Below are 25,342 nucleotides of genomic sequence, written 5' to 3'. Positions count from 1 at the left end.
TATCAAAATTTAACATAAGAAAAAAGATTAAAACTGAAAGTTTTTTTACTCTATTTATCCAGTTGCTAATTATAATTGATGCTATGTTTAAATTTAGAAGAAAGGTTAAAAGACTCAATGAATAGTAATAATAATTCAATTAGACATATATTAGCATTAGAATCTGGTTCATGGAAAAAAACTTTTTTTCTTGATAAAAACACTTATTCTATTGGTAGAAATTCTACTAATTCTTTAGTTATTCATCATCGAGTAATTTCCAGAAATCATGCTAGTTTAATTAGAATAAATTATCACAATATGGAAGATAAAAATGACAATCATAGTATTTTTTGGATTGTGGATGGTGATTTAAAAGGAAATAAAAGTACGAATGGAATTTATGTTAATGGAAAACAATATTTTTGCCATCAATTACAAGCAGGAGATATTATTTTTTTAGGTGGAGTAGAAGTTAAAGCTAAATACGATATTATTGATTTAAAATCTAAAACTTTTTTTAGTATCTCTTCTCCAAATAAAGTTTCTTTAGTAAATTATGACGATAAAAATAATAATAATACCAATTTTGTTTTACCAACTATTAATAATCATGATTTACAAAACTTTGAATTAATTTCTCAAGGTATTTTTGTTATGGATATAGATAGTCAAAAAATTTTAGCGGCTAATTCATTTTATTGCAATTTAGTTAACTATTCTTCTTCAGAAATTAACAATCTAACTCTTCATGATTTATGTATTTTAGAAAAAGATATTACTAATTATGACATGGAAATTTTTAAAAATTATAATATGTCCAGTGAGAAAGAGTCAATTCATCAAAGCAAAGATAAAAAATTAATTAATATTTTGACTACTTATATTCCCGTTAATTTTCAGAATAAAAAATGTTTATTAGTATCAGTACAAAATCTCAATGAATTGAAAAAAATAGAAGAAATTATACGTTATCAATCTACTCATGATACTATTACCAATTTACCTAATAAAAAATTATTTATAGAACAATTATTTTTATCACTAAGTCATCATCAAATAAAAGAAGAACATTTAGGAATTATAAAATTAAGATTTAATCATTGGCAAAATATCATTGATAAATTAAATTTAGATGATGAAAATAAATTAATCAATAATTTGGTTAAATTAATTAAAAATAATCTTTCAGCTGGAGATATTCTTACTAAATTATCAGATAATGAATATGTAATTATAATAGAAGAAGTTAAAAATAATAATAGAATTAATATTATCATTGAAAATATATTATCAACTTTAAGTCAACCTTTAACTATTAATGAAAATTCTTTTATCATTACCGTTAATTTTGGTATTAGTGTTTATTCTGAAGATAATAATCAAATAACAACTTTATTGAGTAATGCGACTATCGCTTTAGAAGATAGTTACAATAAATCCTTTAATAGTTATCAATATTATAGTGATAAAATTATTAGTAAATTTAGTAAAAGAAATAATAATTTTTATAATTTAATTTTTACTGCAATTAATGATAAAAAATTAATTATCAAATATAATCCTATAATTAATATCAAAGAAAAAGAAATATTTGGATTAAATAGTCAATTGTTTTATGAAAATGCTCAAGATTTAAATATTGATGAGTTAGATATTTTAAATATTGCATCAGATATAGGTTATAGTAGAAAATTAGTCGATTTTCTACTACAACAAATATCTCAAGATATAAATTTATGGAGAAAGAATGAAATTAATATAAATAGAGTTAGTTTTAAAATACTTGCTTCTTATTTGACAGATAGTGACGTTATTAATTCATTAATTTACCATATTAATCATCATAATCTTGTTAATTTAGATTTAGAAATTATCTTTAATAATTCTAGTCCCGATTTAAGTATAATTATCAATAATTTAGCTACCTTAATCACTTTACCTATCAACTTAACTTTATTTAATTTTGAATTTAGTTATTTAGCAGCAATAGAAAATACAATCAAAATTACTAATTTAAAAATCTCAGAAATTATAATTGAAAAATCAGCGAATAATTCTCATCAGTTATCTTTAATTTCTACTATAATTAATAGTGCTAAATTATTAGACTTAAATTTAATTTGTGAAGGAATAAAAACAGAAGAATTAAAAAATACTTTTCATGATTTAGGTTGTGAAAATATGCAAGGATTATTATTTTCGCCTTCTCTTTCCTCTGAAAATTTAATAAATTTTTGGAAAACTTATTCTCTAACAACTATCCCTTAAAAGTATAATCTTCTATACTATTTTTTGACAATTTTTATTCAAAAATGAAATATTTCAACCTAATTATCTATATCGTATTTACTCAAAAATATACAGTTCTTTAAAATTAAGAATTTAGGAATACTACATTAAGAAAAAATTGTAGGATTTTAGTAAATTTTATTCAAAAATTCAACATATTTAATTATAATACTGAGACAAAAATCTTTATTTATAAGTATTTCTCCTAGTCTCCCACCTCCACCAAAAAACTGTTTCATCACAACCTAATTATTAATTGATTTCAATTTTTCTCTTTCAATGTGTAAATTTTGCTCTAATTCTTGTAATTCTTCTCTACGAGTTTCAATCTCCAGACGAAGACGAGTTAAATCTTGACTTTGTGAAGTTAATTCTTGCCGCCATTTTTCAATTCGGGCTTGTTCTTCTGGAATATTGATATTATGATTGGAATGTCCTTCTACTAAGTATTCTCTGATTAAATTTAATATCCAATCTTTGGCATCTCGACAACGAATGATTTGATCATGATGATCTAATTCTACTAATAAAAATAATCCTAAAGGAAAACTTTCTTCACCGTTTAAAGATAAAAATTTCTCATGACAAAAAGTCCATTGTAATTTAGATTCTTCTACCGCCAGTAAATTTAATTCTAATTTCTCTGATATTGTGTTTTTTGTAACTTGGGCTAAGTACAACATTGTCTATTAACAGTTTAGGGAAAGACTAGGAGAATAGGAGAATAGAAGACTAGAAGACTAGAAGAGTAATTGTTAATTGTTAATTGTCAATTATCTTAGTAAGTCGATGCGTTTTTGTAGAATCTCTCCTTGAATTTTACTTTCTTTTAAAGCATTTTGTGCCGTTTCAATAATATCTTTAGGTGCTTTATTGACAAAATTGGGATTATTTAACCTTCCTTCTAAAGATTTAATTTCTCCCTCAATTTTAGCCAGTTTTTTAGCTAATTTTGTTGTTAGTTTATCAATCTCAACAATACCGCCTAAGGGTATCAATATTTGAATTGTGCCGACAACCGAGGCAATCGCTTGTGAGATTTCTTCAGCTAAACTATTAGTAATAGTGAGACTATCAACCTTTGCTAACTCTTTAATATAAATTTGGGTTTGACTTAAAATTGCCCTTTCAAGGTCACTATTTGACTGTAAAATAGCATTAACCTTCACACCGGGTTTAATTTCAGCTTCCGCCCGAAGGTTACGAATCGCCCGAATTGTCTCGAATAAAAGGCTAAAACTGGTTTCTAAATCATTATCAATAAGAGTAGTTAAAGGAGGAGTGATGACTTGAGGAGTTGCAGTTGTAAATTCTAAAGCTATGGCAGTATCGGAAGAAGAATGTCCGAAAATTTCTTGTTTTAAACGATTGAATCTCTCGAAAGTTTCCTTTCTCGCTTCTGCAAACACGAAGTTTTGATAAGTAAACCATAAACTGTAGAGTAAACCAACTAATTGTAAAAAAGGTGCTAAGAGAGGAAAATCATGAATAGCACTAATAACAGAAGTAATTAATTGTAAAGCGATGAAAGTAATAAAAATTATTGATAATAGAGTAAAAGGTTGTTGATATTTGCGAATAAATCCACTAACCTGATCAGGTAATTGATCTAATAAACTTACGACTTGATTTCCTAGCTTGATAATTGTACCGTCTTCCGTTTGATTTACGGTCATTATTGGCGTGGTAGCAACTAACTCTTGAGGAGATAAGGTGATTAATTCGTCAACTTCAGGAAAAGATTGTAAGGCTAAACTATCATTTTCATTTTGGGTTAAAGTGTGCCAAATTTCTTCGGTGATGTGAGGCATAAAAGGATGTAAAAGTTTTAAAATGCCTTCTAATACATAAGCTAGAGTTTGTTGTGCCACCACACGGGAGGAAGATTCCCCTTTTATCCATAAACGAGTCTTAACTAACTCAATATACCAATCGCAAAAATCACCCCAGATAAATTCATATAATCCTTTAGCCGCTTCTCCTAAACCGTAACTCTCGATATTTTCCCTCGTTTCTTTAACAACTTGGTTGAATTTTGAAAGTATCCATCTGTCTGATAATTCTAATAGCTGTAAATGAGGATAACCTAACTGTTGCGGTGTTTTGCCTTCTAAATTCATCAACACAAAACGGGCGGCATTCCATAACTTATTGGCAAAATTACGACTGGCTTCCACAGATTCTGACTCATCGGTTTCACGATTATACTGTAAACTAATATCTTGTCCTGCCCCAGCTACTTCTCGAATTAGGGTATATCTTAAGGCATCTGTACCGTATTTATTGCTCAATAATAAGGGATCGATACCATTATTGGCAGATTTTGACATTTTTTTGCCGTTTTCATCCCTTACCAAGCCATGAATATAGACATCCTTAAAAGGCATTTTATCAGTAAAATGACCAGCCATCATGGTCATTCTTGCTACCCAAAAGAAAATAATATCGAATCCTGTCACCATGGTAGTGTTAGGATAATATTTAGCTAAATCATAAGTATTGGAAGGCCAACCCATTGTAGAAAAGGGCCATAATCCCGAGGAAAACCATGTATCAAGTACATCTGGATCTTGAGCTATGATTATATCTTCTCCGTATTCTTCAACGGCTTTGTCCCTCGCTGAAATTTCATCAAATGCTACAATAAAAGGAGTCTCATCGGTAATTTCCCCCCCAGTTTTACTAATAATATACCAAGCAGGAATTTGATGTCCCCACCACAGTTGACGAGAAATACACCAATCTTGAATTTTAACTAGCCAATCTCGATAGACTTTTTGCCATCTTTCCGGTACAAAATGAGGAGAATGGTTATTATCTAATTCGTTTAAAGCATTTTGGGCTAAAGGTTCAATTTTCACATACCATTGAGTAGAAATGAGAGGCTCAACGGGGACTTTTCCTCGATCACTATAGGGTACACTATGACGATAGGCTTCAACTTTGACTAAAAATTGTTCATCATTGAGACGGTTAACTATATTTTTCCGTGCTTCAAATCTATCTTGCCCTTGAAATTCGCCACCATTTTCGTTAATCGTGCCGTCTTTATTTAAAATATTGATGAAGGGTAGATTATGTCGCTTACCCATTTGAAAATCGTTAGGATCATGTGCTGGTGTAACTTTAACACATCCTGTACCAAAAGTAGGATCTACAAATTCATCGGCGATAATAGGAATTTCTCGGAAAGTGATAGGTAAAATCAAAGTCTTACCAATAAGATGTTGATAACGCTCGTCATTAGGATTAACAGCAACGGCAGTATCTCCTAACATTGTTTCTGGGCGTGTTGTGGCGATTTCGATATACTCATCTCCCTCTGTCAAAGGATAACGTAAGTGCCATAAATTACCGTCAACTTCTTTATTTTCTACTTCCAAGTCAGATACGGCGGATTGAGATTCAGGACACCAGTTAACCATATAGTTACCTCTATAGATTAACCCTTCTTCATATAGTTTAATGAAAGCAGTTTTAACGGCGGTGCATAAATTCTCATCGAGGGTGAATCTTTCTCGACTCCAATCTGCAGATAAGCCTAATCTTTGCAGTTGGTTAACAATCGCCCCTCCTGATTCAGTGCGCCATTGCCAAGCCTTTTCTAAAAATTTCTCTCTGCCTAAATCGTAACGAGTCTTACCTTCTTCTTTGAGTTGTTTTTCAATAATCGTCTGTACCGCAATACTAGCATGATCTGTACCGGGTAAACAGAGGGTATTTTTCCCCGTCATGCGATGGTAACGAATAAGGGTATCAATCAGAGATGTATTAAAAGCGTGTCCCATGTGCAATCTACCTGTAACGTTAGGAGGAGGAATTACGATCGCATATGCCTCGCCTTCTTTCTCAGGATTGGCGTTGAAGGTTTCGTTTTGTCTCCAAAATTCTTGCCATTTAGCTTCGGTAGCTTGGGGCTCATATTGTGGTGATAATATAAATTGAGAGTCAGTCATAAAATTATATATAAATCTTTATTCTAATAACTTGGGCAAATTATTATTATATAGGGATTGGATATAAGAAATTGACACTATGATCTTAATTAGGGTGCGATGAAAAAGTTTTTTGTTGAGACTAGGAGAAATAGTTATAAACAAAGATATTTGGTTAAGTGCTATAAAAAAGTAGGTTGCATTTTTGAATAAAAGTCACCACAACCTTATACTTTTTTGTGAATGTAGTATTTTTCAACCCTTGATTTGAAAAACTTTCTACTTATTCAACAATCCCTAATTAATTATATAGAACTTAAGTATTTACTCTAAACCTCGGGTGGATATTGCCCACTAACTACCATCATTAGTGTTTAAATTTTCTCAGAATCATTGGTTTGCACAACTCCTATTATATTTAAAAGGCAATCGTACTTAACTTTAAATCAGGATGATCACCTAGTAATTGATTAACATTCCATTCATTACGAAATAGTAATACTGGGCGATCAAGAGCATCTTTTACCGTCATAGTATTAAATATACGCCCAACTTTTTCTAGAGCTTCCCAACCATCCACAACCCAACGTGCCACAGCAAAAGGAATAGCTTCTAATCTTGTTTCTACGTTATACTCACTTAACATTCGGTATTGTACTACTTCAAATTGTAATTGACCAACCGCTGCTAAAATGGGATCTCGAATAAACTCATCATTAGAATACATTATCTGTACTGCACCTTCTTCTTGTAGTTGTTGAATACCTTTTTGAAACTGTTTAAATTGAGAAGGATTAGGATTTTTGAGGTAGGCGAATAACTCAGGGGAAAAGCTGGGAATACCCTCATATTGCAATTTTTTACCGAGATAAATAGTATCCCCAATGGCAAAAACTCCTGGATTATTTAAACCAATAACATCTCCCGGATATGCTTCTTCTATCGATTCCCTGCCTTGGGCAAACAACTTTTGAGGATGAGACAATCGAATTACTTTACCGCTACGAGAATGATTTACTGTCATATCTTTCTCAAATTTTCCTGTGCAAACTCTGACAAAAGCGACTCTATCTCGATGCTTAGGATCCATATTCGCTTGTAATTTGAACACAAAACCCGTAAAATCAGGATAGGTAGGGTCTAATGAGCCTAAGTTAGATTTTCTTGGTGTTGGTGGTAAAGCATAATCTAAAAAAGATTGTAAAAATAAACTCACACCAAAATTTGTCATAGCACTTCCAAAAAAGACAGGAGTCATTTTACCTTCATGAATGGCTTGTAAGTCAAATTCTGCACCAACTTCTTGCACCATTTCTAATTCTTCCAAGGTTTGCTCGTATAGTTGTGAGTCTAAATACTTTTTCAGACTTTCATCACCACTAGGGATAATAATTTCAGGCACTTCTTTACTACCATGAGCAACTCTTTCAAAAAGGTGATAGTCTTGTTGACGACGATCAAAAACTCCTTTAAAATAGTCACCAATACCCACAGGATAGTTAACAGGATAAGTTTTTAAGCCCAATTCTTTCTCAATTTCGTCCAATAAATCAAAGGCATCTCTACCCGGACGATCCATTTTATTGATAAAAGTAAAAATGGGAAGTCCTCGCAATTTACATACTTCAAAGAGTTTACGAGTTTGTGGCTCTAAGCCCTTTGCCGCATCAATCAACATCACGGCATTATCGGCGGCGGCTAAAGTGCGATAGGTATCTTCACTAAAATCTTGGTGTCCGGGAGTGTCCAAAAGATTGATATGATAACCGTTATATTCAAATTGCAAAACTGTGGAAGTAATGGAGATACCCCGTTGTTTTTCCAACTCCATCCAGTCAGATGTAACTCGTCGTTGTTCACCTCTAGCTTTTACTGCCCCCGCTTGGTGTATTGCACCTCCGTATAATAAAAGTTTTTCTGTTAGGGTTGTTTTTCCAGCGTCAGGGTGAGAAATAATAGCAAAATTGCGTCTTTTACTAACTGCTTTTAATAATTCTTGTTCGATGCTTGAGGACATTTTTTGTAATGAATAATGGATAATTAGTAACGGCTAATTGATTTTTAATAACCATGGGTAATCGTCAAATTTTAATCAGCTTTACGGATAATAAAACCCTATAAAATTTTATTTTCACCCAAATTATAGCATTAAATGAGGATAATTGTCAGAGATAGAATATAATTTTATTGCTGTGATATGATTACTTTAAGATATTCAAAATTATTATGTATTTGACAATAATAAAAATTATATTTAACTAAACTGTATAATGAGATGAGCTAACTTAAATTTAAGATTTAACCTTCTTTTAATACTTGAAATTAATTGATAATAAAATTCAAACTTAAGAATAATGACTAAACTAAAAACAGAAGAAGAAAAGACTTTAGAACAGATAAAATTAAGAGAAATTTTAATACTTTTAGATCAATTATTTAAAAGAGAAGAAGTGACGGCTAAAGCTATTGTTGGCTGTTTATACGATATAGCGACTATTAATCTCATAAATAAATATTTTCCATTATGGGGAATTAATGCCACTCTTAAGTATTTAAGCCGTTTCCCTCGCCCTATTGCTCAATCTTTGGGAGTAAAATTATATTTACAGCCAAAATGTCCCCAACTAATTACCGATTGGCTTTATACCCTTGTAGAATTTTCGGAAAAAGAAATATTGAGTTTAGAGACAAATATTATTGCTGATGAATTACTACCTATTTTAAATAAAAGTAAATTAGAGATAAAATCTTTGAACAAAAAGGTTAAAATCTTAGGAGGAAGTCTAGCGGCTACTATTATATTTTTTAGTGGTAGTTTTATTTGGATTGCTTATAATTTAGAAATGAATCCCTTAGAATTATTAAATACATCCAAACCTAATTTAATAGATTAATTAATTTAGTTTTTATGAGTTTGATTAATAACCATTTTGTGTTAAAAAATCTAAGGTAATATCTTCTTGAATAGATTTTTTCCCCAGACGATGACTAATTAATTTATCTACATACTTGCCTAAAATATCACTTTCTAAATTTATCCAGTCACCAGCTTTTAATTGAGATAAATTCGTTTCCTTATAGGTATGAGGAATTACGGCAACTTTAAACCAATTACCATGAATATCACAATCAGCAATAGTTAAGCTAATACCATTGATAGCAATACTGGCTTTCGAGACTATATAAGGGGAAATATAAATTTGCCACTGATTTTTTAACTCTGAAGGTGCAGTAAAAGTCATTTCCCATGATTGTTGACAGTTTACCAATTCTACTAAACATCCTATACCATCTACGTGACCACTAACGAAATGTCCTCCAATTTTACTGCCAACTCGTAAAGAAGTTTCAAGGTTAACTTTTTTTTGCTTTTTGATATTTTCAGCTAAAGTTGTGCGTTGTAAAGTTTCAGGGGATGCGGTAGCAAAAAAACCATTGTCTAAAACTTTTTCTACTGTTAAACAAATTCCATCTACGGCAACACTATCACCAATAGCTAAATCTTGACAAATAATTCCCAAATAATTTTGATGAATTTCAATGGCGAATAAGTCATTATCTAAAGACTTTATATTACCAATTCCTTGTATCAATCCTGTAAACATAATTTAGAATGAAAAGACTAGAAGACTTCTTGATTATTATTTTTTAGGTAGTAACCTTATTCATTGTTAATTGCCTACCGCATCCAGTAATCTTAAATAGATTTTATTTTAATAAATTATGACAGTTTTTTTTGTAGGTGCTGGGATTGGTGGTGTTGATTATCTTACCGTTAAAGGTGCAAGGATTATTTCTCAGGCTGAGGTGATTATTTATGATGCTTTAGTGGATACTCAAATTTTAGATCTTGCCAGTGCTCATTGCATTAAGATTTGTGTCGGTAAAAGAGGAGGAAAAATTAGCACATCCCAAGAAAGTATTAATGATTTATTAGTTACTTATGCTCAAAAATATCATCAAGTTATTCGTCTTAAAAGTGGTGATTGTGGAATTTTCGGGCGTATTAATGAAGAATTAAAGGTTTTACAAGCTATTAATACTGAAATTGAATTTATACCCGGTGTTTCTTCTGCTCTTGCCGCTCCTTTATTGGCTAACATTATGTTAACAGAAAAAAATGATAGTCAATGTGTCACTATTGTCACGGGGCATGATTGTGATAGCTTAAATTGGTCAATTCTTAGTCAAGTTGATACTTTAGTTATTTTAATGGCGGGTAAAAATTTGTCAATAATTGTTGAAAAATTACAATTATATGGTCGATCACCAAATTTTCCCATAGCGATTATCAAAAATGGTGGGAGTAGTCAGCAACAAATTTGGAAAGGAAGGTTAGATAATATTGTTGAAAAAACCCTTAATATTTCTTTATCCCCTTGTATCATCGTTATTGGTAAAGTCGTTGAGAATGAACAATGAATAGTGAACAATAATCAATAAAAAATGATTAACTATAAAGAATCTTATCCTCTAGCTGGTGAAACTATTTTAGTGACTCGTGCGGTTTCGGCTAACAGTCAATTTAGGGAAATGTTAGAAGCAAAAGGAGGAATTGTCTTAGAGTTTCCCGCTTTGGTTATTAAACCCCCTTCTAGTTGGCAACAATTAGATCATGCGATCGCCAATATAGAAGAATATGATTGGTTAATCTTAACATCAGCTAACGGAGTCGAATATTTTTTTGAAAGATTACATCATCTCGGTAAGGATAAAAATGACTTAAAAATTATTAAAATTGCCGTAGTTGGCACTAAAACGGAGCAATATTTACAAAAATATAATTTAAAAGCAGATTTTATTCCTCCTGATTTTATTGCTGATTCTTTAGTGGAAAATTTTCCCGAAACATTACAAGGGCAAAAAATCTTATTTCCCAGAGTCGAAAGCGGCGGTAGAGAAATTTTAGTACAAGAATTAAGTCAAAAAGGGGCAAAAATAACAGAAATACCCGCTTATCAGTCAGGATGTCCAGATTTTATCGATGAAACTGCATGGGATGCTATCAGAAATGAGGTTATTAGTGTTGTTACCTTTGCTAGTTCAAAAACCGTTAGAAATTTTTATCGTTTAGTCAATCAAGCCCTAATTAACCATCCGAATCTTAGTCTTCATTCTTTGTTAAAAAATATTACAATTGCTTCCATTGGACCACAAACTTCCCTCACTTGTCAAGAATTATTCCAAAGAGTAGATATAGAAGCCAAAGAATATACCTTAGAAGGTTTAGTTAATGCCCTGATTCAGCAAAAACGCCTTTAGATTGTTAATCAGTAAGAGAAGACGAGAAGAGTTATCTTATTTCCCCAATTCCTAATTACTAATTACCCATTACTGATTGTTAATTGTGAATTGTTTTGCTAATCTCTAAAACATAGCCTATTACGTCAGTTTATAAAGATTAAGTAATAATACTCATGGTACAACAATTAAATTTATTAGGTCAAGGTCAAATTATTCCAACTGCGTTACATGCTGAAATGGAGCGTTCGTATTTGGAATATGCCATGAGCGTTATTGTAGGACGTGCTTTGCCTGATGTCAGAGATGGTTTAAAACCTGTTCATCGGCGTATTTTATATGCCATGTATGAATTAGGATTAAGTCCAGATCGTCCTTTTCGTAAATGTGCTAGGGTAGTAGGGGATGTATTGGGAAAATATCACCCCCATGGCGATCAATCGGTATATGATGCTATGGTGAGGTTAGTACAGGATTTTTCTAGCCGTTATCCTTTATTATCAGGGCATGGTAATTTTGGTAGTGTCGATAACGATCCTGCGGCGGCGATGCGTTACACTGAAACAAGATTAGCAGGAATTTCCTATGAAACCATGCTAGAGGAGGTTAACGAGTCCACCGTTGACTTTACTGGCAATTTTGACAATTCACAACAAGAGCCTGTGGTTTTACCTGCCAAGCTACCAATTTTGCTCTTAAATGGGTGTTCAGGTATAGCGGTTGGTATGGCGACAAATATTCCTCCCCATAATTTAAACGAAATTGTTAATGGTTTAATTGCCTTAATCGATCAACCTGATTTAACTGATGATAAACTATTAAAGTTGATTCCAGGTCCTGATTTTCCGACAGGAGGCGAGATAATTGATACCACTGGCATTAAAGAGGCTTATTTGACGGGAAAAGGTATTATTCCTATGCGTGGTGTTGCTTCTATTGAAATTTTGAAGTCTCAGAAAAAACGCAGTCGAGAAAAAACTGCGATTATTGTCAGAGAGTTACCCTTCCAAGTTAATAAAGCGGCATGGATTGAAAAAGTGGCTGAATTAGTTAATTTAGGTAAGATTGGGGATATTTCTGATATTCGGGATGAAAGCGATCGCCAAGGTATTAGAGTTGTAATAGAATTGAAAAAAGATGCCCAACCGCAAAATGTTCTTAATCAACTGTATAAACAAACGGCTTTACAAAGTAATTTCGGGGTAATTATGTTGGGTTTAGTTGATAAAAAACCTTGCCAATTATCTTTAAAAGAAATGTTAGAGGAATTTTTACGATTTAGAGAAATTACTTTAACAAGACAATTTCAGTATGAATTAACAGAAAAACGAGAGAGAGTCCATTTATTAGAAGGTTTATTAATTGCCTTAAAACAAGTTAAAAAAGTTATAGAAATTTTAGCTAATTCAGCAGATGGCACAACGGCAAAAATTAGCTTACAAGAGAAATTAAAAATTAGTGAATCTCAAGCTAATTCTATTTTATCCATGCCTTTAAGAAGGATAACAGGTTTAGAAAAGCAAAAATTAGAGGAAGAATTTACTCAATTACAAGGAAGAATTTTACAATTAGAAGGCTTATTAGCTGACAGACAAGAATTATTAAAAGCCTTTAAAAAAGAATTACGCAGTTTTAAACGCAAATTTGGAGATGATCGCCGTACAAAAATAATTAATAATATTACTATTCCCGTAGAAAAGGTAAAGGAGAAAAAAACTACCGTTAAATCTGATGAAAATGAGAGGGAATCTTTACCATTAATCATAACGCAGGAATTGCCAACAGATGCAGTGGTACAAATTACTGCTAAAGGTAAAATTTATTGGCAACCGCAAACGGCTATTGAAAAAATCCCTTTAATCAAAAAAACCACTGATTTAATCGTTTATCAGTCATTAATTAATAAACAAGAGCAAATTATGGTATTTTTCGACAGTGGAAAAGCCTATCCTATTTCTACCGTCCAAATTCCTTCTTTTCCTACTAAACAAACTATTGAGCGTTTGGTGTCTAATAGTGCCATGCAAAATGATTATCAACCCATTAACTATTTATGTCTTCACCCTGACAATGAAAAATCTACTTTATTGTTATTGACAGAAGGAGGTTTTGTGAAACGAGTTAGCCTAAAAGAATTAGATGGTATTGGTAACAGAGGTTTTCAACTTATCAAATTAAAACCAAAAGACAAATTAAAATATATTTTCCCTGTTAATGAAGGAGAAGAATTGGCGATCGCAACTACTGGAGGACGCATTTTACACTATAATATAACAGATCAGAATATACCGATTATGGGAAAATCTGCCCAAGGAAATGTTGGCATCAAATTAAGATTCGGTGAAACAATTGTCGGTTGTTTAGGAGTAAAAAATGATAGTAATTTGGTGTTGATTTCTAAATTAGGTTATGGCAAAATTATCTCTATTAATTTCATTCGTAAAATAAGTATTGGTGAAATTGGTACTCAAGGTTTTCGATTTAAACAAAAAGAAGATCATTTACAGTCAATGTTATTAGGTGATAATTGTGAGAATATAGTTATTAAAACAAATCTTGATCAACGTTATGTTATTGATGTCCATAAATTATCATCGAATCAAGGACAAAATTCAGAAAAAGCACTCATAAAATTGCAACCTGATGAAGTAATTACTTTAGCTTTAAATTGGCAATCTTAATTAATAGTTAATAACGAATAATTAATAATAAACTTTGTTGATTTTTTATTAATTTTATAATTACGAGAAAATAGATTTTAATGCCAAATAAATTACCCTATCTAACGACAATAATAGCCATGAGTATTGATGGTAAAATTAGTGAAGCTACTGACATTCCTGCAAGATTTAGCAGTAAAGAAGATTTAGCTCATTTAGAAACACAAATTTCTCTTTTAGATGCTATCATTTTCGGCGGAAATACTTTACGTGCCTATGGCACAAGTTTAGTTATAAAAAATCCTCAATTATTAAAACAAAGACAAGATAAGAAGCAAAGTTTACAACCTTTAAATATTGTATGTTCTGCTAGTGGTAATATTAATCCAGACTTACGTTTTTTTTCTCAACCTTTACCTCGTGGTTTATTAACTTCTTCTCAAGGTTTACTTCATTGGCAAGAAAAAGTTAAAGATTTTAATAAAAAAAATAACCTAAAACAAGATAACTATTTTCAAGATTTTTTTGTTGCTGATAATCCTTTTAACTGGAGGGAAATTTTAACTAAATTATCAGGATTAAATTATAATAAAATAGGTATTTTAGGTGGTAGTAAATTAATCTCTTTTTTATTAGCAGAAAATTTGATTAACGAATTATGGATAACAATTTGTCCTTTAATTATTCGGAATAAATTAGCCTCAAGTTTTTTAGATTCTGATATATTAGCAAATATAAATTTACCTATTAATTTAAAATTATTAGAAGTAAAAGTAATAAATCAAGAAGTTTTTTTACATTATTTAATCTTAAATCATGATCAATAATTTTCATCAAAGTTTGCTCTTTTGTTTCTTGGGAATAATTTTAATAATAATTGTTTAAAACTACTCAATATATTAAAATAACAATAATTATTAAAATTATGAAAAAAATTATAAATATTTATATGAATATCGATTTATTAATAGAAGAAGCCGAGAAAAAACTATTACCAACTTTTGCTGAAATTGATCAAAAAGTCAAACAACATTTACAAAAGATTCTTACTGCGTTTCAAGATCATCGAGTAGGAGTTCATCATTTTTCTAGTGTAAGTGGTTATGGTCATGATGACCTAGGTAGAGAAGTATTAGATAAAGTTTACGCTCAAATTTTTCATGCTGAAAGTGCTGCTGTTAGAGTACAATTTGTTTCTGGCACTCATGCGATCGCATCTTGTCTTTATGGGGTATTACGTCCTAGGGATGAAATGTTAGCTATTGCGGGGCATCCCTATGATACTTTAGAAGAAGTAATTGGAGTACGAAGCGAGGGACAAGGTTCACTACAAGAATTTGGAATTAATTATCGAGAGCTAGATTTGACTGCCGATGGTGGAATCGATTGGCATGGTTTAACTACAGCTATTAAACCGGAAACAAAATTAGTCTTAATTCAGCGTTCCTGCGGTTATTCGTGGCGACAGAGCCTGAGAATAGCAGATATTGAACGAATTGTCAAAGAAGTAAAGAGACAAAATCCTGAGACTGTCTGTTTTGTGGATAACTGTTATGGAGAATTTATCGAAAATATTGAACCAACGGCAGTAGGAGTCGATTTAATGGCAGGATCATTGATAAAAAACCCTGGGGGTACAATTGTCACTGCTGGTGGTTATGTGGCAGGGAAAGAAGATTTAGTCGAAAAAGCTTGTTGTCGTCTCACCGCACCGGGGATAGGTAGTAGTGGAGGTGCAACTTTTGAGCAAAATCGTCTTTTATTTCAAGGGTTATTTTTAGCACCACAAATGGTAGCCGAAGCTATGAAAGGTAGTCATCTCATCGCCTATGTTTTTTCTGAGTTGGGCTACGAAGTCAATCCTTTACCTTTTATTCCTCGAAGAGATATTATTCAAGGAGTAAAATTAGGTAATCCTGATAAATTAGTCGCTTTTTGTCGTGCTATTCAACGTAACTCCCCTGTAGGTTCTTATTTAGATCCCATTCCTGCACCAATGCCTGGTTATGAAAGTAATTTAGTTATGGCTGGAGGTACTTTTATTGATGGTAGTACGTCTGAATTTTCTGCTGATGGTCCATTAAGAGATCCTTATATTGTTTTTTGTCAGGGTGGCACTCATTGGACTCATACGGCGATCGCCATTTCTGAAGCGGCAAAAGCAGTTTTAACGATTAACAATTAGTAATTATTAACTATTAATTATTTCTATTCTTCTTCTGTTAAAGGATTATCTTTAGGAGTAATACGGTTAATTAAATTAATCAGATTATCTCCTTTTTCTAAAGAAGAGTCTTCAACAAAGCGAATTTCTGGGGTATGGCGAAGACTGATACGTTTACCTAAACTTTTTCTTACAAAAGCTGTACAGGCTTTTAAACCTTCCATTGTTTCATTTTTAGCACTATCTGTACCATAAATGCTCACGAAAACTTTTGCGTGTTGTAAATCTCCTGACATTTCTACTTCAGTAATGCTAACCATCCCTGCACCGACTCTATCATCTTTAATTTCACTGATAAGCATTTGACTAATTTCTCTTTTAATTAAAGATGAAACTTTTTCTACTCGACGACTATTTGCCATAATTTTTAGTGATTATAAATATTAAAATATTTGGTAATTAATGAATTAACTCTTCTTGGTAAATAAATTAAACTGGATTGACTCCTAACATTGCTTTGAGAGTAAAATAAAGGAAAGAAAAAGTAGCAATAATTAAGCCAAATATAGCAGTTGCGGTGACTGGATTTTGAAATAATGGTTTAATTTGTTCCCACAAAAAGAAAAAGATACCAAAGATTAAACTAACCATATAACGAGGATAACGGAAGACATTTTCCCAAAAACCTTCAAATTCTGCGGTTAACATATTTTTATTTATCATAATTTTTAAAATTTTATTTCTACGTAAGATAATTTTTTCTGGAGATTATTTTAAACTTTATTGTTACGGATAATCTTGCTATATAATTTATTTTTCATCCATTTTTCATCATAAATATTTGATAATTATTATCACTTTCTTGGTAATTTAATTGGTATTGGTAAATCTGGGACAGAAACTAAATCTATTAAACCTAATTGAATATAAGGTAACATTAGTCTGGTCATTTGCATAATATCTTGATTTAATTGTAAACTCAAATCTCGCAAGGTATTTTTTCCATTAAACAACTTAATCATAATCTGAGAAGTTTTTTCAGAAGTCTTTTGTTTTAGTTGATCTGGTTGACGAATTATCGGACAATCATTAGGAAAACGATCAGCTAATTTTCCTCCTTGCCATTGTTGCCATGCTTCCCATGCTTCTACGATAACTTGATCTGCATCAATAAATAATATTTGGGCTGATAAGGGTTGAGAGACATTAAGCTGAAACACTATTTCCATTGATTGAGTTACATCAAACAAAATTTCAACAATCATACTACGAATTATTTGATTTATTTGCTGTCTAGTAACTTCTTGATTTTGTAACCAATAGTTTAACAATTCATATTCCCAACATATCTGAAAAGCATCTTTATTGAATATGGTAGGATCAACAGATGGTAAATACGTAATCAATGCCGGTGCAAATCGAGTGACGTTTCTCATCCACCTTCTCACAGGATGTACTCCCCCAGTGGCATAGATTATTCTACCAAGATAAAGATAAAAAATCCATTGTTCACCTTTTGCAGAACCCAGTATCAATTCTCCTGTAAACTGTGGTTGTTTGAGGGTTTGAAATAAATTAGATTGTCTTGTACCAATAAATTCTCTGATAGGAATTTGAGGAGATTTACTAGATTCTGTCATTACTACAATTTAGATTTAATGATTAGGTTACTTAAATCGATTTTAGATTAACCGTTATGATGGAATAAACTTTATTTTAAACATTTTTAGTTTATCTTTATTTAACCACGATTTCATAACTATTTTCAGAAACTATCATGACTCAGATGAGGAAAATTTTACAACATTTGATGACTCAAGCACAAATTAAAGATTATCTTGAATTTAGTCGCAAAAGTCGAGTCTCAGAATTACAATTTTATCGCCTTGAAAATAATTTATTAGATAACATTCCTTTAGGAGTTTTAAAAAAAATAGCTAAGACTTTAAATATTTCGGTGACAACTTTAATTGATCATTTAAACAATAGCTCAGATTTATTTACAGAAAATTCCCTTAGTCAAAATTCAGAATTTGCCTCTGATTTAATTTCTGAATATCAACTAGAAACTATTTCTATTTTAGAGTCTTTATTATTACAGTTACCCACGGTTATTCATGCTGTTAATAATAATCCTGAATTACCCGCTTCTCGAATTGTACCGTTACTTCAGCCATTAAATCAACTATTGTCAACATGGGGAATTGAACCTATTGGTAAAGTTGGTGATATGGTTAGTTATAATCCCCAAGAACATGAGTTGATCGAAAATAATGATTTCAATGTCGGGGAAATTAATTTAGTAGAAATTCGTTATGTTGGTTATCGTCAAAAAGATAAACTGCTATATCGTGCCAAAGTAAGCATAAACAATTAATTATCAATAAATATTCCAACGTATAAATTAATTAGAATGTCATTAACGACAATTAATCATCAAGAAATTATGCTCATAGGCTTTCATGCCTTATCTGATAACATTAGAATCCAAGTTTTAGATTTATTACGCACAAGAGAATTATGTGTTTGTGAAATTAAAGAAATTCTTGATATTCCACAATCAAAGTTATCTTTTCATTTGAAGACTCTACGAGAAGCTAGTTTAGTTAATACTCGTCAACAGGGAAAATGGACTTATTACAGTATCAATTTATCTCAATTAGTAGCTTTAGAACAATATTTATCTGAATTTAGACGCTCAATCGTATTGCTTCCCACTCGGCTTTGTGAAAATTAAAAATCTCAAGATTAAATCAAATTTTCTTGTTTTGATAAATAATAACTAAGATTATAATAAACATAATTAGTTTTTATTTTGAGTTCAAGTTTTCTTGATTTATGATTTATGGATAATCAAACTAATCCCTCGGCGGTAAAAGCTGGTAGTAATCTAAGTTTTTTTGAGAAATATTTAACAGTTTGGATTATTCTGTGTATTATTTTAGGCATTGGCTTCGGGAGAGTATTTCCAGATCTAGCAAAAACTCTGGATAACATGAGTATTTATAACGTTTCTATTCCCATTGCTATTTGTCTATTTTTTATGATGTATCCCATCATGGTGAAAATAGATTTTTCTCAAGCAGTAAAAGCGGCAAAAACTCCTAAACCTGTAATCTTAACTTTAGTGGTGAATTGGTTAATTAAACCTTTTTCCATGGTAATATTCGCTAAATTTTTTCTTGGTTGGTTATTCTCTCCTTTATTAACTCAAACAGAAATCATTAGGGGTGCGCAAGTTACTCTAGCAAATTCTTATATTGCCGGTACAATTTTATTAGGTATTGCTCCTTGTACTGCGATGGTTTTGATGTGGGGATATTTATCTTATAGTAATCAAGGACATACTTTAGTAATGGTAGCAGTAAATTCTCTAGCGATGTTATTTTTATATGCACCTTTAGGTAAATGGTTATTATCAGCAAATAATTTAATTGTGCCTTGGGAAACCATCGTTTTATCTGTTGTAATTTATGTCGGTTTACCTTTAATTTGTGCTGTTTTTAGTCGTTATTTTATTTTTAAATATAAAGGCAGAAAATGGTTTGAAAATCAGTTTTTACAATATCTTTCTCCTATTGCTATTTCTGCTTTATTATTAACATTAATTTTATTATTTGCGTTTAAAGGTGAGTTAATTGTTAATAATCCTTTGCATATTTTATTAATCGCAATTCCTTTATTTATTCAAACTAATTTTATCTTTTTAATAACCTATGTTATCGCTTTAAAACTAGATTTAACTTATGAAGATGCCGCACCAGCCGCTTTAGTTGGAGCAAGTAACCATTTTGAAGTTGCTATCGCCACTGCGGTGATGTTATTCGGTTTAAATTCAGGTGCTGCATTAGCGACAGTTGTCGGAGTTTTAATTGAAGTTCCCGTTATGTTAATGTTAGTAGAAATATGTAAAAAAACTGCATTTTGGTTTAGAAGAGAACCTGAAAAAGCTACTTTATTAGATCCTCGATTAATTAGACATTAGGAATAAAAAATTCAGAGTTAAGAATTGTTATTAATAGTTGAAGCAGAATGATTTAAGAAAATATCTAAATTTTTAATCAACTCAGAAATACTTTGAATAATTAATAAAATAGGGCTAATAATCATGAGGGTTTTAATGGGATAACGAGGTAATCCACCATTATCAGGAGATATTTCCATTATTTGCCATGAATTAATGACATATTGCCAAGAAAAATAAATAAGAACTCCACAAAAAGGAATTAAAAATAAAATTATTCCTGCAATATTAGCTAAGGCTTTAGTTTTTGAAGACCAATTTTTATAGAAAATATCAACCCTGACATGACTATCTTTTTTAAGAGTATAAGCTGCACCCAAAAAGATAATTAAATCAAACAAATACCACTGCAATTCAATTAAACTATTAGAGCTTAAATTTTCCCCAATTATCTTACCAATATATCTCCCAATCACATTCCATACACCAATACCAATCATCATCAAAACTAACCAGTAAACAACCTTACCGTACCATTCGGTAATTAAATCAATTAAGTGAGCTATTTTGAGAGCAATATTCATAAATAATTAATAATTAATAACAGATAATGGATAATATATCATTAAATTTGATTAAGAATCTATAATATTTTCCACTATAAAAACATAATAGTTTATGATGTATATATATAAATATTTTAATCTTTTTTTCTCAGTTTATGAATAATAATCAACTATTTTATGGTGATAATTTAGAAGTTTTAAGACGACATATTAAAGATGAATCTGTGGATTTATGTTATATTGATCCACCTTTTAATTCTAAGCGTAATTATAACTAAATTTATAATAATATCGGTAAAGAAGATCGAGCTCAAGCACAGGCTTTTATTGATACTTGGACATGAGATGATTTAGCAAATCTTGGTTTAGTTGAAATTAAAGAAAATTATCACGGTAAATTTACTCAACAAAGTATAGATTTAATTTGTGGTTTACAGAAAGTTTTAGGTAAGGGAAGTTTATTTGCATATCTAGTAAATATGACTTTAAGAATAATGGAAATACACCGAGTTTTAAAGCCAACAGGTAGCTTTTATCTTCATTGTGATCCCTCGGCATCTCATTATTTAAAAATAATATTAGATGCCATTTTTTGTTCCCAAGGTGGTGATTTTTTAAACGAAATTATCTGGAAAAGAACAACATCTCATAGTGATGCAACTAAAAGATTTGGACGCAATAATGATATTATTTTATTCTATGTTAAAGATGCTAAAAAATATAATTGGAATCCTCAATACGGTAATTTATCAGAAAAAAGATTAAAAGATTATAGCTATCAAGATATTGATGGAAGATTATGGGCTAGTGATAATTTAACGGCAAAAGGTTTAAGTGGTGGTGGTTATGAATATGAATATAAAGGAGTAAAAAGTTATTGGCGTTGCCCATTAGAAACTATGAAGAAATTAGACGCAGAAAATCGCTTATATTTTACATCAAAAGGAGGTATTAGAATTAAGCGTTATTTAGATGAAAATAAAGGACAATTAATACAACAAATTTTTGATGATATTCCTCCTATTTCTTCTCAAGCAAAAGAAAGATTAGGTTATCCTACGCAAAAACCTAAAGCATTATTAGAGAGAATCATCAAAGCCAGTAGCAATGAAGGCGATGTGATATTAGATGCCTTTTGCGGTTGCGGTACAACTGTTGAAGTTGCTCAAGATTTAAATCGTAATTGGATTGGCATTGATATAACTTATCAAAGTATTAGTTTAATATTAAAGCGTTTAGAAGATAGTTTCGGCAAAGGAGTTTTAGAAAATATTACTCTTAATGGTATTCCTAAAGATATGGAATCTGCCCAAGCATTGGCATTAAAAAAAGACGATCGCACACGTAAAGAATTTGAAAAATGGGCAGTTTTAACCTATACCAATAACCGTGCAATAATTAACGATAAAAAAGGTGCTGATAAAGGCATTGATGGTATCGCTTATTTTGATAGTGGAAAAGATAAACCAGAAAAAATTATTATTCAAGTCAAGTCTGGTAAGGTAAAATCAGGTGATATTCGAGATTTATTAGGCACAATTGCTATAAATGAGGCAACTTTAGGAATATTTCTTACTCTTAATGAACCGACAAAAGATATGATTAAGACTGCCAAAGAAGCAGGAATTTATCAAAGTAAATTTATGAATAATCCTGTAGATAAAATTTCTATAATAACCGTAAGAGAGATAATTGAAGAACAAAAAAGACTTGATATAAGATTAGTATTAGAAGTGTTAAAAAGTGCTGAAAAACAAACAGAAATAAAAAGCGATCAAATTGCGATTAACTTTGATAATAATAAATAGAATTAAGACAAGAAAGCCAAAATTTTTATTTGATCTTGTTTAATTTAAACATAAAAAAGGTGAGCATTGCCCACCCTAATTACTGTTAATTATTAATTGTTATTGATTATGATGACCAAACGCCACTTGCAACTTCAATTAAGGGTTTTAAGTGAGGAGTTTGGCATAAAAAATATGCAAAAAACGCACCACCACAAGCACCTAATAAGAAACCACCAGCAAATTCGCTCCAACCTTCTTTTGAAGCTAAATCTAAAGGAACATTAGGTGTAGTAAGGGTTTCAGTAGGTTTACCAACTCCTACAGCTCCATAAATAGATAAACAAATGGTGAGGATAGAAACTAAACCAATAGTTGCCAATAAACCAGCAGTAGGTCCATAATCAGTTAAACGAAGAGGTCCTAAGACTGCAAAAGGTCCGTATAATAGATAACCGTGAGCCATGCCAATTTCTAATCCACGACGATTAGCAGACAAACCTTGACGGTAAGCAGGAAGTGCATTAATAAAGGCTTTAGTAAAAGCAGATCCATTGACGGGAGTAGAGAGATTTCCTACTTGAGGATCGTTACCGCAATTAATTAAATCAGTACTCATTGCTTTTTATGTAATCTCCTTAAAGTTTTATCAAAAATTGACTATTTTTAGGTTACTTTAACTCGAAGGGAGTCAGATAAGGATTTTTTTGTTAAGAATCTTTATATTTGATCTTTTTTGGTCTAACTTCACAGTATTATCCATTTAAGTTAATTTTATTTTTTAGTATAGGAACATATCAACCATGATTGGAGATTTTGCAGCGGCTTTTTTACCTAGTATTTTAGTTCCTGCTGTTGGCTTAGTTATGCCCGCAGTAGTTATGGGCTTGTTATTTTTACAAATCGAAAGCGAAGCGTAAATCAATGAACAATATACAATTAACAATGAACAATTAAGAATTGATAGTAGGTTGGGTTGAAACCCGAAACGCAAAAAACCTTCATTTTCTTGGGGTTACGTTATCATTAATCTAACCTACCCTCAATTATTACATTATTCACCAATTATGAATGACCACTGAAAATATTTACGGTAATCTTCAAGGTTTAAAGCCTAACCAACTTAAACAATTACAAAAACTTTATCATCAACGTATCCGTAGCGATCGCCTAACCACTACAGAATTGGCTGAAAGAATTGCTGCTATTAGTACTGATCTTAAACAGCCTGTTTGCGTCTATTTAAACCGCCGTGGACAAGTTATTCGAGTGGGGGTTGGTACTCCCCGTCAAACTCAAATCCCCCCTTTAGAATTACCTCGTTATGGTGCAGAAAGATTATCGGGTATTCGTTGTTTAGCTACGTCTTTGAAATCTGATGCTCCTAGTGAGGCTTGTTTAACAGCTATGGCACGGCAAAGATTAGATGCCTTGGTAATGTTTTCTCTCACAGGAGGTGGCGTTATGCGTAAGGGAGGAGGAGCTAGTGGTTTTATTAAAGATACTTATTTAGCACACTTATTGCCTATTTCTGAAAATGATACATATTGGGAAGTGTCATCACCACAAGATTTAGAAGATCTCGCCGAGCAAGATTTTCTGGATTTAGTGGATAGTTTAGAGGCTGAATTTAGTCGAGAATTTATCGCCCAGGATGTCTCATCTCAAGAGGACAAGGTATTATTAGTGGGCTTGATGACGGCAAAGATGACAGAACAAAAATTTCAAGATAGCTTACAAGAGTTAGCCTTATTGGTAGATAGTGCTGGAGGTAAAATATTAGCTACCATCGAACAAAAACGCTCAAATCCTCATCCTCAAACTTTGGTTGGTGCAGGAAAAGTTGAAGAAATTGCTTTACAAGTGCAAACTTTAGGTGCAAATTTGGTAGCATTTGATCGAGAATTATCTCCTGCTCAAGTGCGTAATTTAGAATTACAATTCGGCGTAAGAGTAGTTGATCGCACAGAAGTAATTTTAGATATATTTGCTCAAAGGGCACAATCAGGAGCAGGCAAATTACAAGTGGAATTAGCTCAATTAGAATATATGCTACCCCGTCTAACAGGAAGAGGTCAAGCTATGTCAAGGTTAGGAGGTGGTATTGGTACAAGAGGACCAGGGGAAACCAAACTAGAAACCGAAAGAAGAGCAATCAAAAAAAGAATCACTAGACTGCAACAAGAAGTTAATCAGTTACAGAATCATCGATCAAGGTTAAGGCAACAACGACAACAACAAGAAATACCTTCAGTGGCGATCGTCGGTTATACTAATGCAGGGAAATCGACTTTAATCAATGCTTTAACGAATGCTGAAGTTTACGCTGCGGATAAGCTATTTGCCACTTTAGATCCTACCACCAGAAGACTAACCATTACTGATAAAAATACCAGTGAATCTCGCACTATTTTATTAACAGATACTGTCGGTTTTATTCATGAATTACCCCCTCAGTTAGTGGATTCTTTTCGGGCAACATTAGAAGAAGTAACAGAAGCCGATGCAATGTTGCACGTGGTAGATTTATCTCACCCAACATGGGAAAGTCAAATTAATTCAGTAAAAGCAATTTTAGCAGATATGCCTTTAGCACCAAACATAGAATTAATCGTATTTAATAAAATAGATAAAGCTGATAGTGAACATTTAGAAACCGCTAAGAATAATTATCCTCAAGCATTATTTATTTCTGCGGAAAAACGTTTAGGATTAGAAACTTTACGCTCTCGTTTAGTTAACTTTTAGTCTAAA

At 31.5% G+C, this 25,342-nt stretch carries 21 protein-coding genes and 1 pseudogene; 13 read left to right on the top strand and 9 right to left on the bottom strand.

Going from position 1 to position 25,342, the window contains the following annotated elements; all coding sequences use genetic code 11:
- Positions 1–78: 78 nt before the first annotated feature.
- A complete protein-coding gene (locus GM3708_RS06300) occupies positions 79–2,250 on the top strand; it encodes a diguanylate cyclase domain-containing protein (RefSeq protein WP_082714008.1) in 2,172 nt (723 codons plus the stop codon).
- Between the two features lie 266 nt (positions 2,251–2,516).
- Here the strand turns inward: GM3708_RS06300 and GM3708_RS06295 are convergent, their stop codons facing one another.
- The 3 genes from GM3708_RS06295 to prfC all read right to left on the bottom strand — a co-directional run bounded on the left by GM3708_RS06295 (position 2,517) and on the right by prfC (position 8,223).
- Positions 2,517–2,954, bottom strand: a complete 438-nt coding sequence (locus GM3708_RS06295) for a hypothetical protein (RefSeq protein ID WP_066344959.1) — start codon at positions 2,952–2,954, stop codon at positions 2,517–2,519.
- 90 nt (positions 2,955–3,044) lie between these two features.
- Positions 3,045–6,227 (bottom strand): valine--tRNA ligase, encoded by a 3,183-nt coding sequence (locus tag GM3708_RS06290; RefSeq protein WP_066344958.1) that lies wholly within the window; start codon positions 6,225–6,227, stop codon positions 3,045–3,047.
- Positions 6,228–6,624: 397 nt separating this feature from the next.
- Complete coding sequence (prfC, locus tag GM3708_RS06285) at positions 6,625–8,223, bottom strand: peptide chain release factor 3 (RefSeq protein WP_066344956.1); 1,599 nt, start codon at positions 8,221–8,223, stop codon at positions 6,625–6,627.
- A gap of 337 nt (positions 8,224–8,560) precedes the next feature.
- Between prfC and GM3708_RS06280 the strand changes: the two genes are divergently transcribed.
- Positions 8,561–9,100: a hypothetical protein gene (locus tag GM3708_RS06280; protein WP_066344955.1), complete on the top strand. Its 540-nt coding sequence runs from the start codon at positions 8,561–8,563 to the stop codon at positions 9,098–9,100.
- A 24-nt stretch (positions 9,101–9,124) separates the two neighbouring features.
- On the opposite strand, the gene GM3708_RS06275 is transcribed toward GM3708_RS06280, so the two are convergent.
- Entirely contained in the window at positions 9,125–9,811 is a 687-nt protein-coding gene (locus GM3708_RS06275) for a riboflavin synthase (RefSeq protein WP_066344954.1), read from the bottom strand.
- Positions 9,812–9,929: 118 nt separating this feature from the next.
- Here GM3708_RS06275 and cobA point away from each other — a divergent pair, with 118 nt between their 5' ends.
- The 5 genes from cobA to GM3708_RS06250 all read left to right on the top strand — a co-directional run bounded on the left by cobA (position 9,930) and on the right by GM3708_RS06250 (position 16,292).
- Positions 9,930–10,628, top strand: coding sequence for a uroporphyrinogen-III C-methyltransferase (gene cobA, locus GM3708_RS19725; protein ID WP_066344953.1), 699 nt, complete (start codon positions 9,930–9,932; stop codon positions 10,626–10,628).
- A gap of 24 nt (positions 10,629–10,652) precedes the next feature.
- Positions 10,653–11,468 carry a uroporphyrinogen-III synthase gene (locus GM3708_RS19720; protein WP_066344952.1) on the top strand — a complete coding sequence of 272 codons (816 nt, stop codon included), beginning with the start codon at positions 10,653–10,655 and terminating at the stop codon, positions 11,466–11,468.
- Between the two features lie 155 nt (positions 11,469–11,623).
- Positions 11,624–14,128: a DNA topoisomerase (ATP-hydrolyzing) subunit A gene (locus GM3708_RS06260; RefSeq protein ID WP_066344950.1), complete on the top strand. Its 2,505-nt coding sequence runs from the start codon at positions 11,624–11,626 to the stop codon at positions 14,126–14,128.
- Positions 14,129–14,208: 80 nt separating this feature from the next.
- Positions 14,209–14,934, top strand: a complete 726-nt coding sequence (locus GM3708_RS06255; RefSeq protein WP_066344949.1) for a RibD family protein — start codon at positions 14,209–14,211, stop codon at positions 14,932–14,934.
- A gap of 122 nt (positions 14,935–15,056) precedes the next feature.
- A complete protein-coding gene (locus GM3708_RS06250) occupies positions 15,057–16,292 on the top strand; it encodes a methionine gamma-lyase family protein (protein WP_066349349.1) in 1,236 nt (411 codons plus the stop codon).
- Between the two features lie 23 nt (positions 16,293–16,315).
- Here the strand turns inward: GM3708_RS06250 and rbfA are convergent, their stop codons facing one another.
- The 3 genes from rbfA to GM3708_RS06235 all read right to left on the bottom strand — a co-directional run bounded on the left by rbfA (position 16,316) and on the right by GM3708_RS06235 (position 17,911).
- The gene (gene rbfA, locus GM3708_RS06245; protein ID WP_066344948.1) at positions 16,316–16,693 is read right to left on the bottom strand and encodes a 30S ribosome-binding factor RbfA; all 378 of its coding nucleotides are present in this window, start codon (positions 16,691–16,693) and stop codon (positions 16,316–16,318) included.
- Positions 16,694–16,760: 67 nt separating this feature from the next.
- Positions 16,761–16,994: a DUF751 family protein gene (locus tag GM3708_RS06240; RefSeq protein ID WP_231933098.1), complete on the bottom strand. Its 234-nt coding sequence runs from the start codon at positions 16,992–16,994 to the stop codon at positions 16,761–16,763.
- Between the two features lie 131 nt (positions 16,995–17,125).
- Positions 17,126–17,911 carry a DUF4388 domain-containing protein gene (locus GM3708_RS06235; protein ID WP_066344946.1) on the bottom strand — a complete coding sequence of 262 codons (786 nt, stop codon included), beginning with the start codon at positions 17,909–17,911 and terminating at the stop codon, positions 17,126–17,128.
- Between the two features lie 137 nt (positions 17,912–18,048).
- On the opposite strand from GM3708_RS06235, the gene GM3708_RS06230 reads away from it, so the two are divergent.
- From GM3708_RS06230 to arsB, 3 genes are all read left to right on the top strand, one after another.
- Positions 18,049–18,648 (top strand): helix-turn-helix transcriptional regulator, encoded by a 600-nt coding sequence (locus tag GM3708_RS06230; protein WP_066344941.1) that lies wholly within the window; start codon positions 18,049–18,051, stop codon positions 18,646–18,648.
- Positions 18,649–18,684: 36 nt separating this feature from the next.
- Positions 18,685–19,008: a helix-turn-helix transcriptional regulator gene (locus GM3708_RS06225; protein WP_066344940.1), complete on the top strand. Its 324-nt coding sequence runs from the start codon at positions 18,685–18,687 to the stop codon at positions 19,006–19,008.
- A gap of 108 nt (positions 19,009–19,116) precedes the next feature.
- On the top strand, positions 19,117–20,256 hold the full coding sequence (arsB, locus tag GM3708_RS06220; RefSeq protein ID WP_066344939.1) for an ACR3 family arsenite efflux transporter: 1,140 nt from the start codon (positions 19,117–19,119) through the stop codon (positions 20,254–20,256).
- A 17-nt stretch (positions 20,257–20,273) separates the two neighbouring features.
- Here arsB and GM3708_RS06215 read toward each other — a convergent pair whose 3' ends face one another.
- Complete coding sequence (locus GM3708_RS06215; RefSeq protein WP_066344938.1) at positions 20,274–20,819, bottom strand: TRAP transporter small permease subunit; 546 nt, start codon at positions 20,817–20,819, stop codon at positions 20,274–20,276.
- A 137-nt stretch (positions 20,820–20,956) separates the two neighbouring features.
- On the opposite strand from GM3708_RS06215, the pseudogene GM3708_RS06210 reads away from it, so the two are divergent.
- Positions 20,957–22,609, top strand: a pseudogene (locus GM3708_RS06210) (site-specific DNA-methyltransferase).
- 106 nt (positions 22,610–22,715) lie between these two features.
- Here the strand turns inward: GM3708_RS06210 and GM3708_RS06205 are convergent.
- Positions 22,716–23,207: a photosystem I reaction center subunit XI gene (locus GM3708_RS06205; protein WP_066344937.1), complete on the bottom strand. Its 492-nt coding sequence runs from the start codon at positions 23,205–23,207 to the stop codon at positions 22,716–22,718.
- 184 nt (positions 23,208–23,391) lie between these two features.
- On the opposite strand from GM3708_RS06205, the gene GM3708_RS06200 reads away from it, so the two are divergent.
- Both GM3708_RS06200 and hflX read left to right on the top strand, forming a co-directional pair.
- Positions 23,392–23,508, top strand: a complete 117-nt coding sequence (locus tag GM3708_RS06200) for a photosystem I reaction center subunit VIII (RefSeq protein ID WP_017295711.1) — start codon at positions 23,392–23,394, stop codon at positions 23,506–23,508.
- A 151-nt stretch (positions 23,509–23,659) separates the two neighbouring features.
- Positions 23,660–25,336, top strand: a complete 1,677-nt coding sequence (hflX, locus tag GM3708_RS06195) for a GTPase HflX (protein WP_066344932.1) — start codon at positions 23,660–23,662, stop codon at positions 25,334–25,336.
- Positions 25,337–25,342 lie beyond the last annotated feature (6 nt).

Source organism: Geminocystis sp. NIES-3708, from assembly GCF_001548095.1.
Lineage (GTDB): Bacteria > Cyanobacteriota > Cyanobacteriia > Cyanobacteriales > Cyanobacteriaceae > Geminocystis.
The sequence above is the reverse complement of the archived record's forward strand: the minus strand, read 5'-3'. Positions and strand labels throughout refer to the sequence as shown.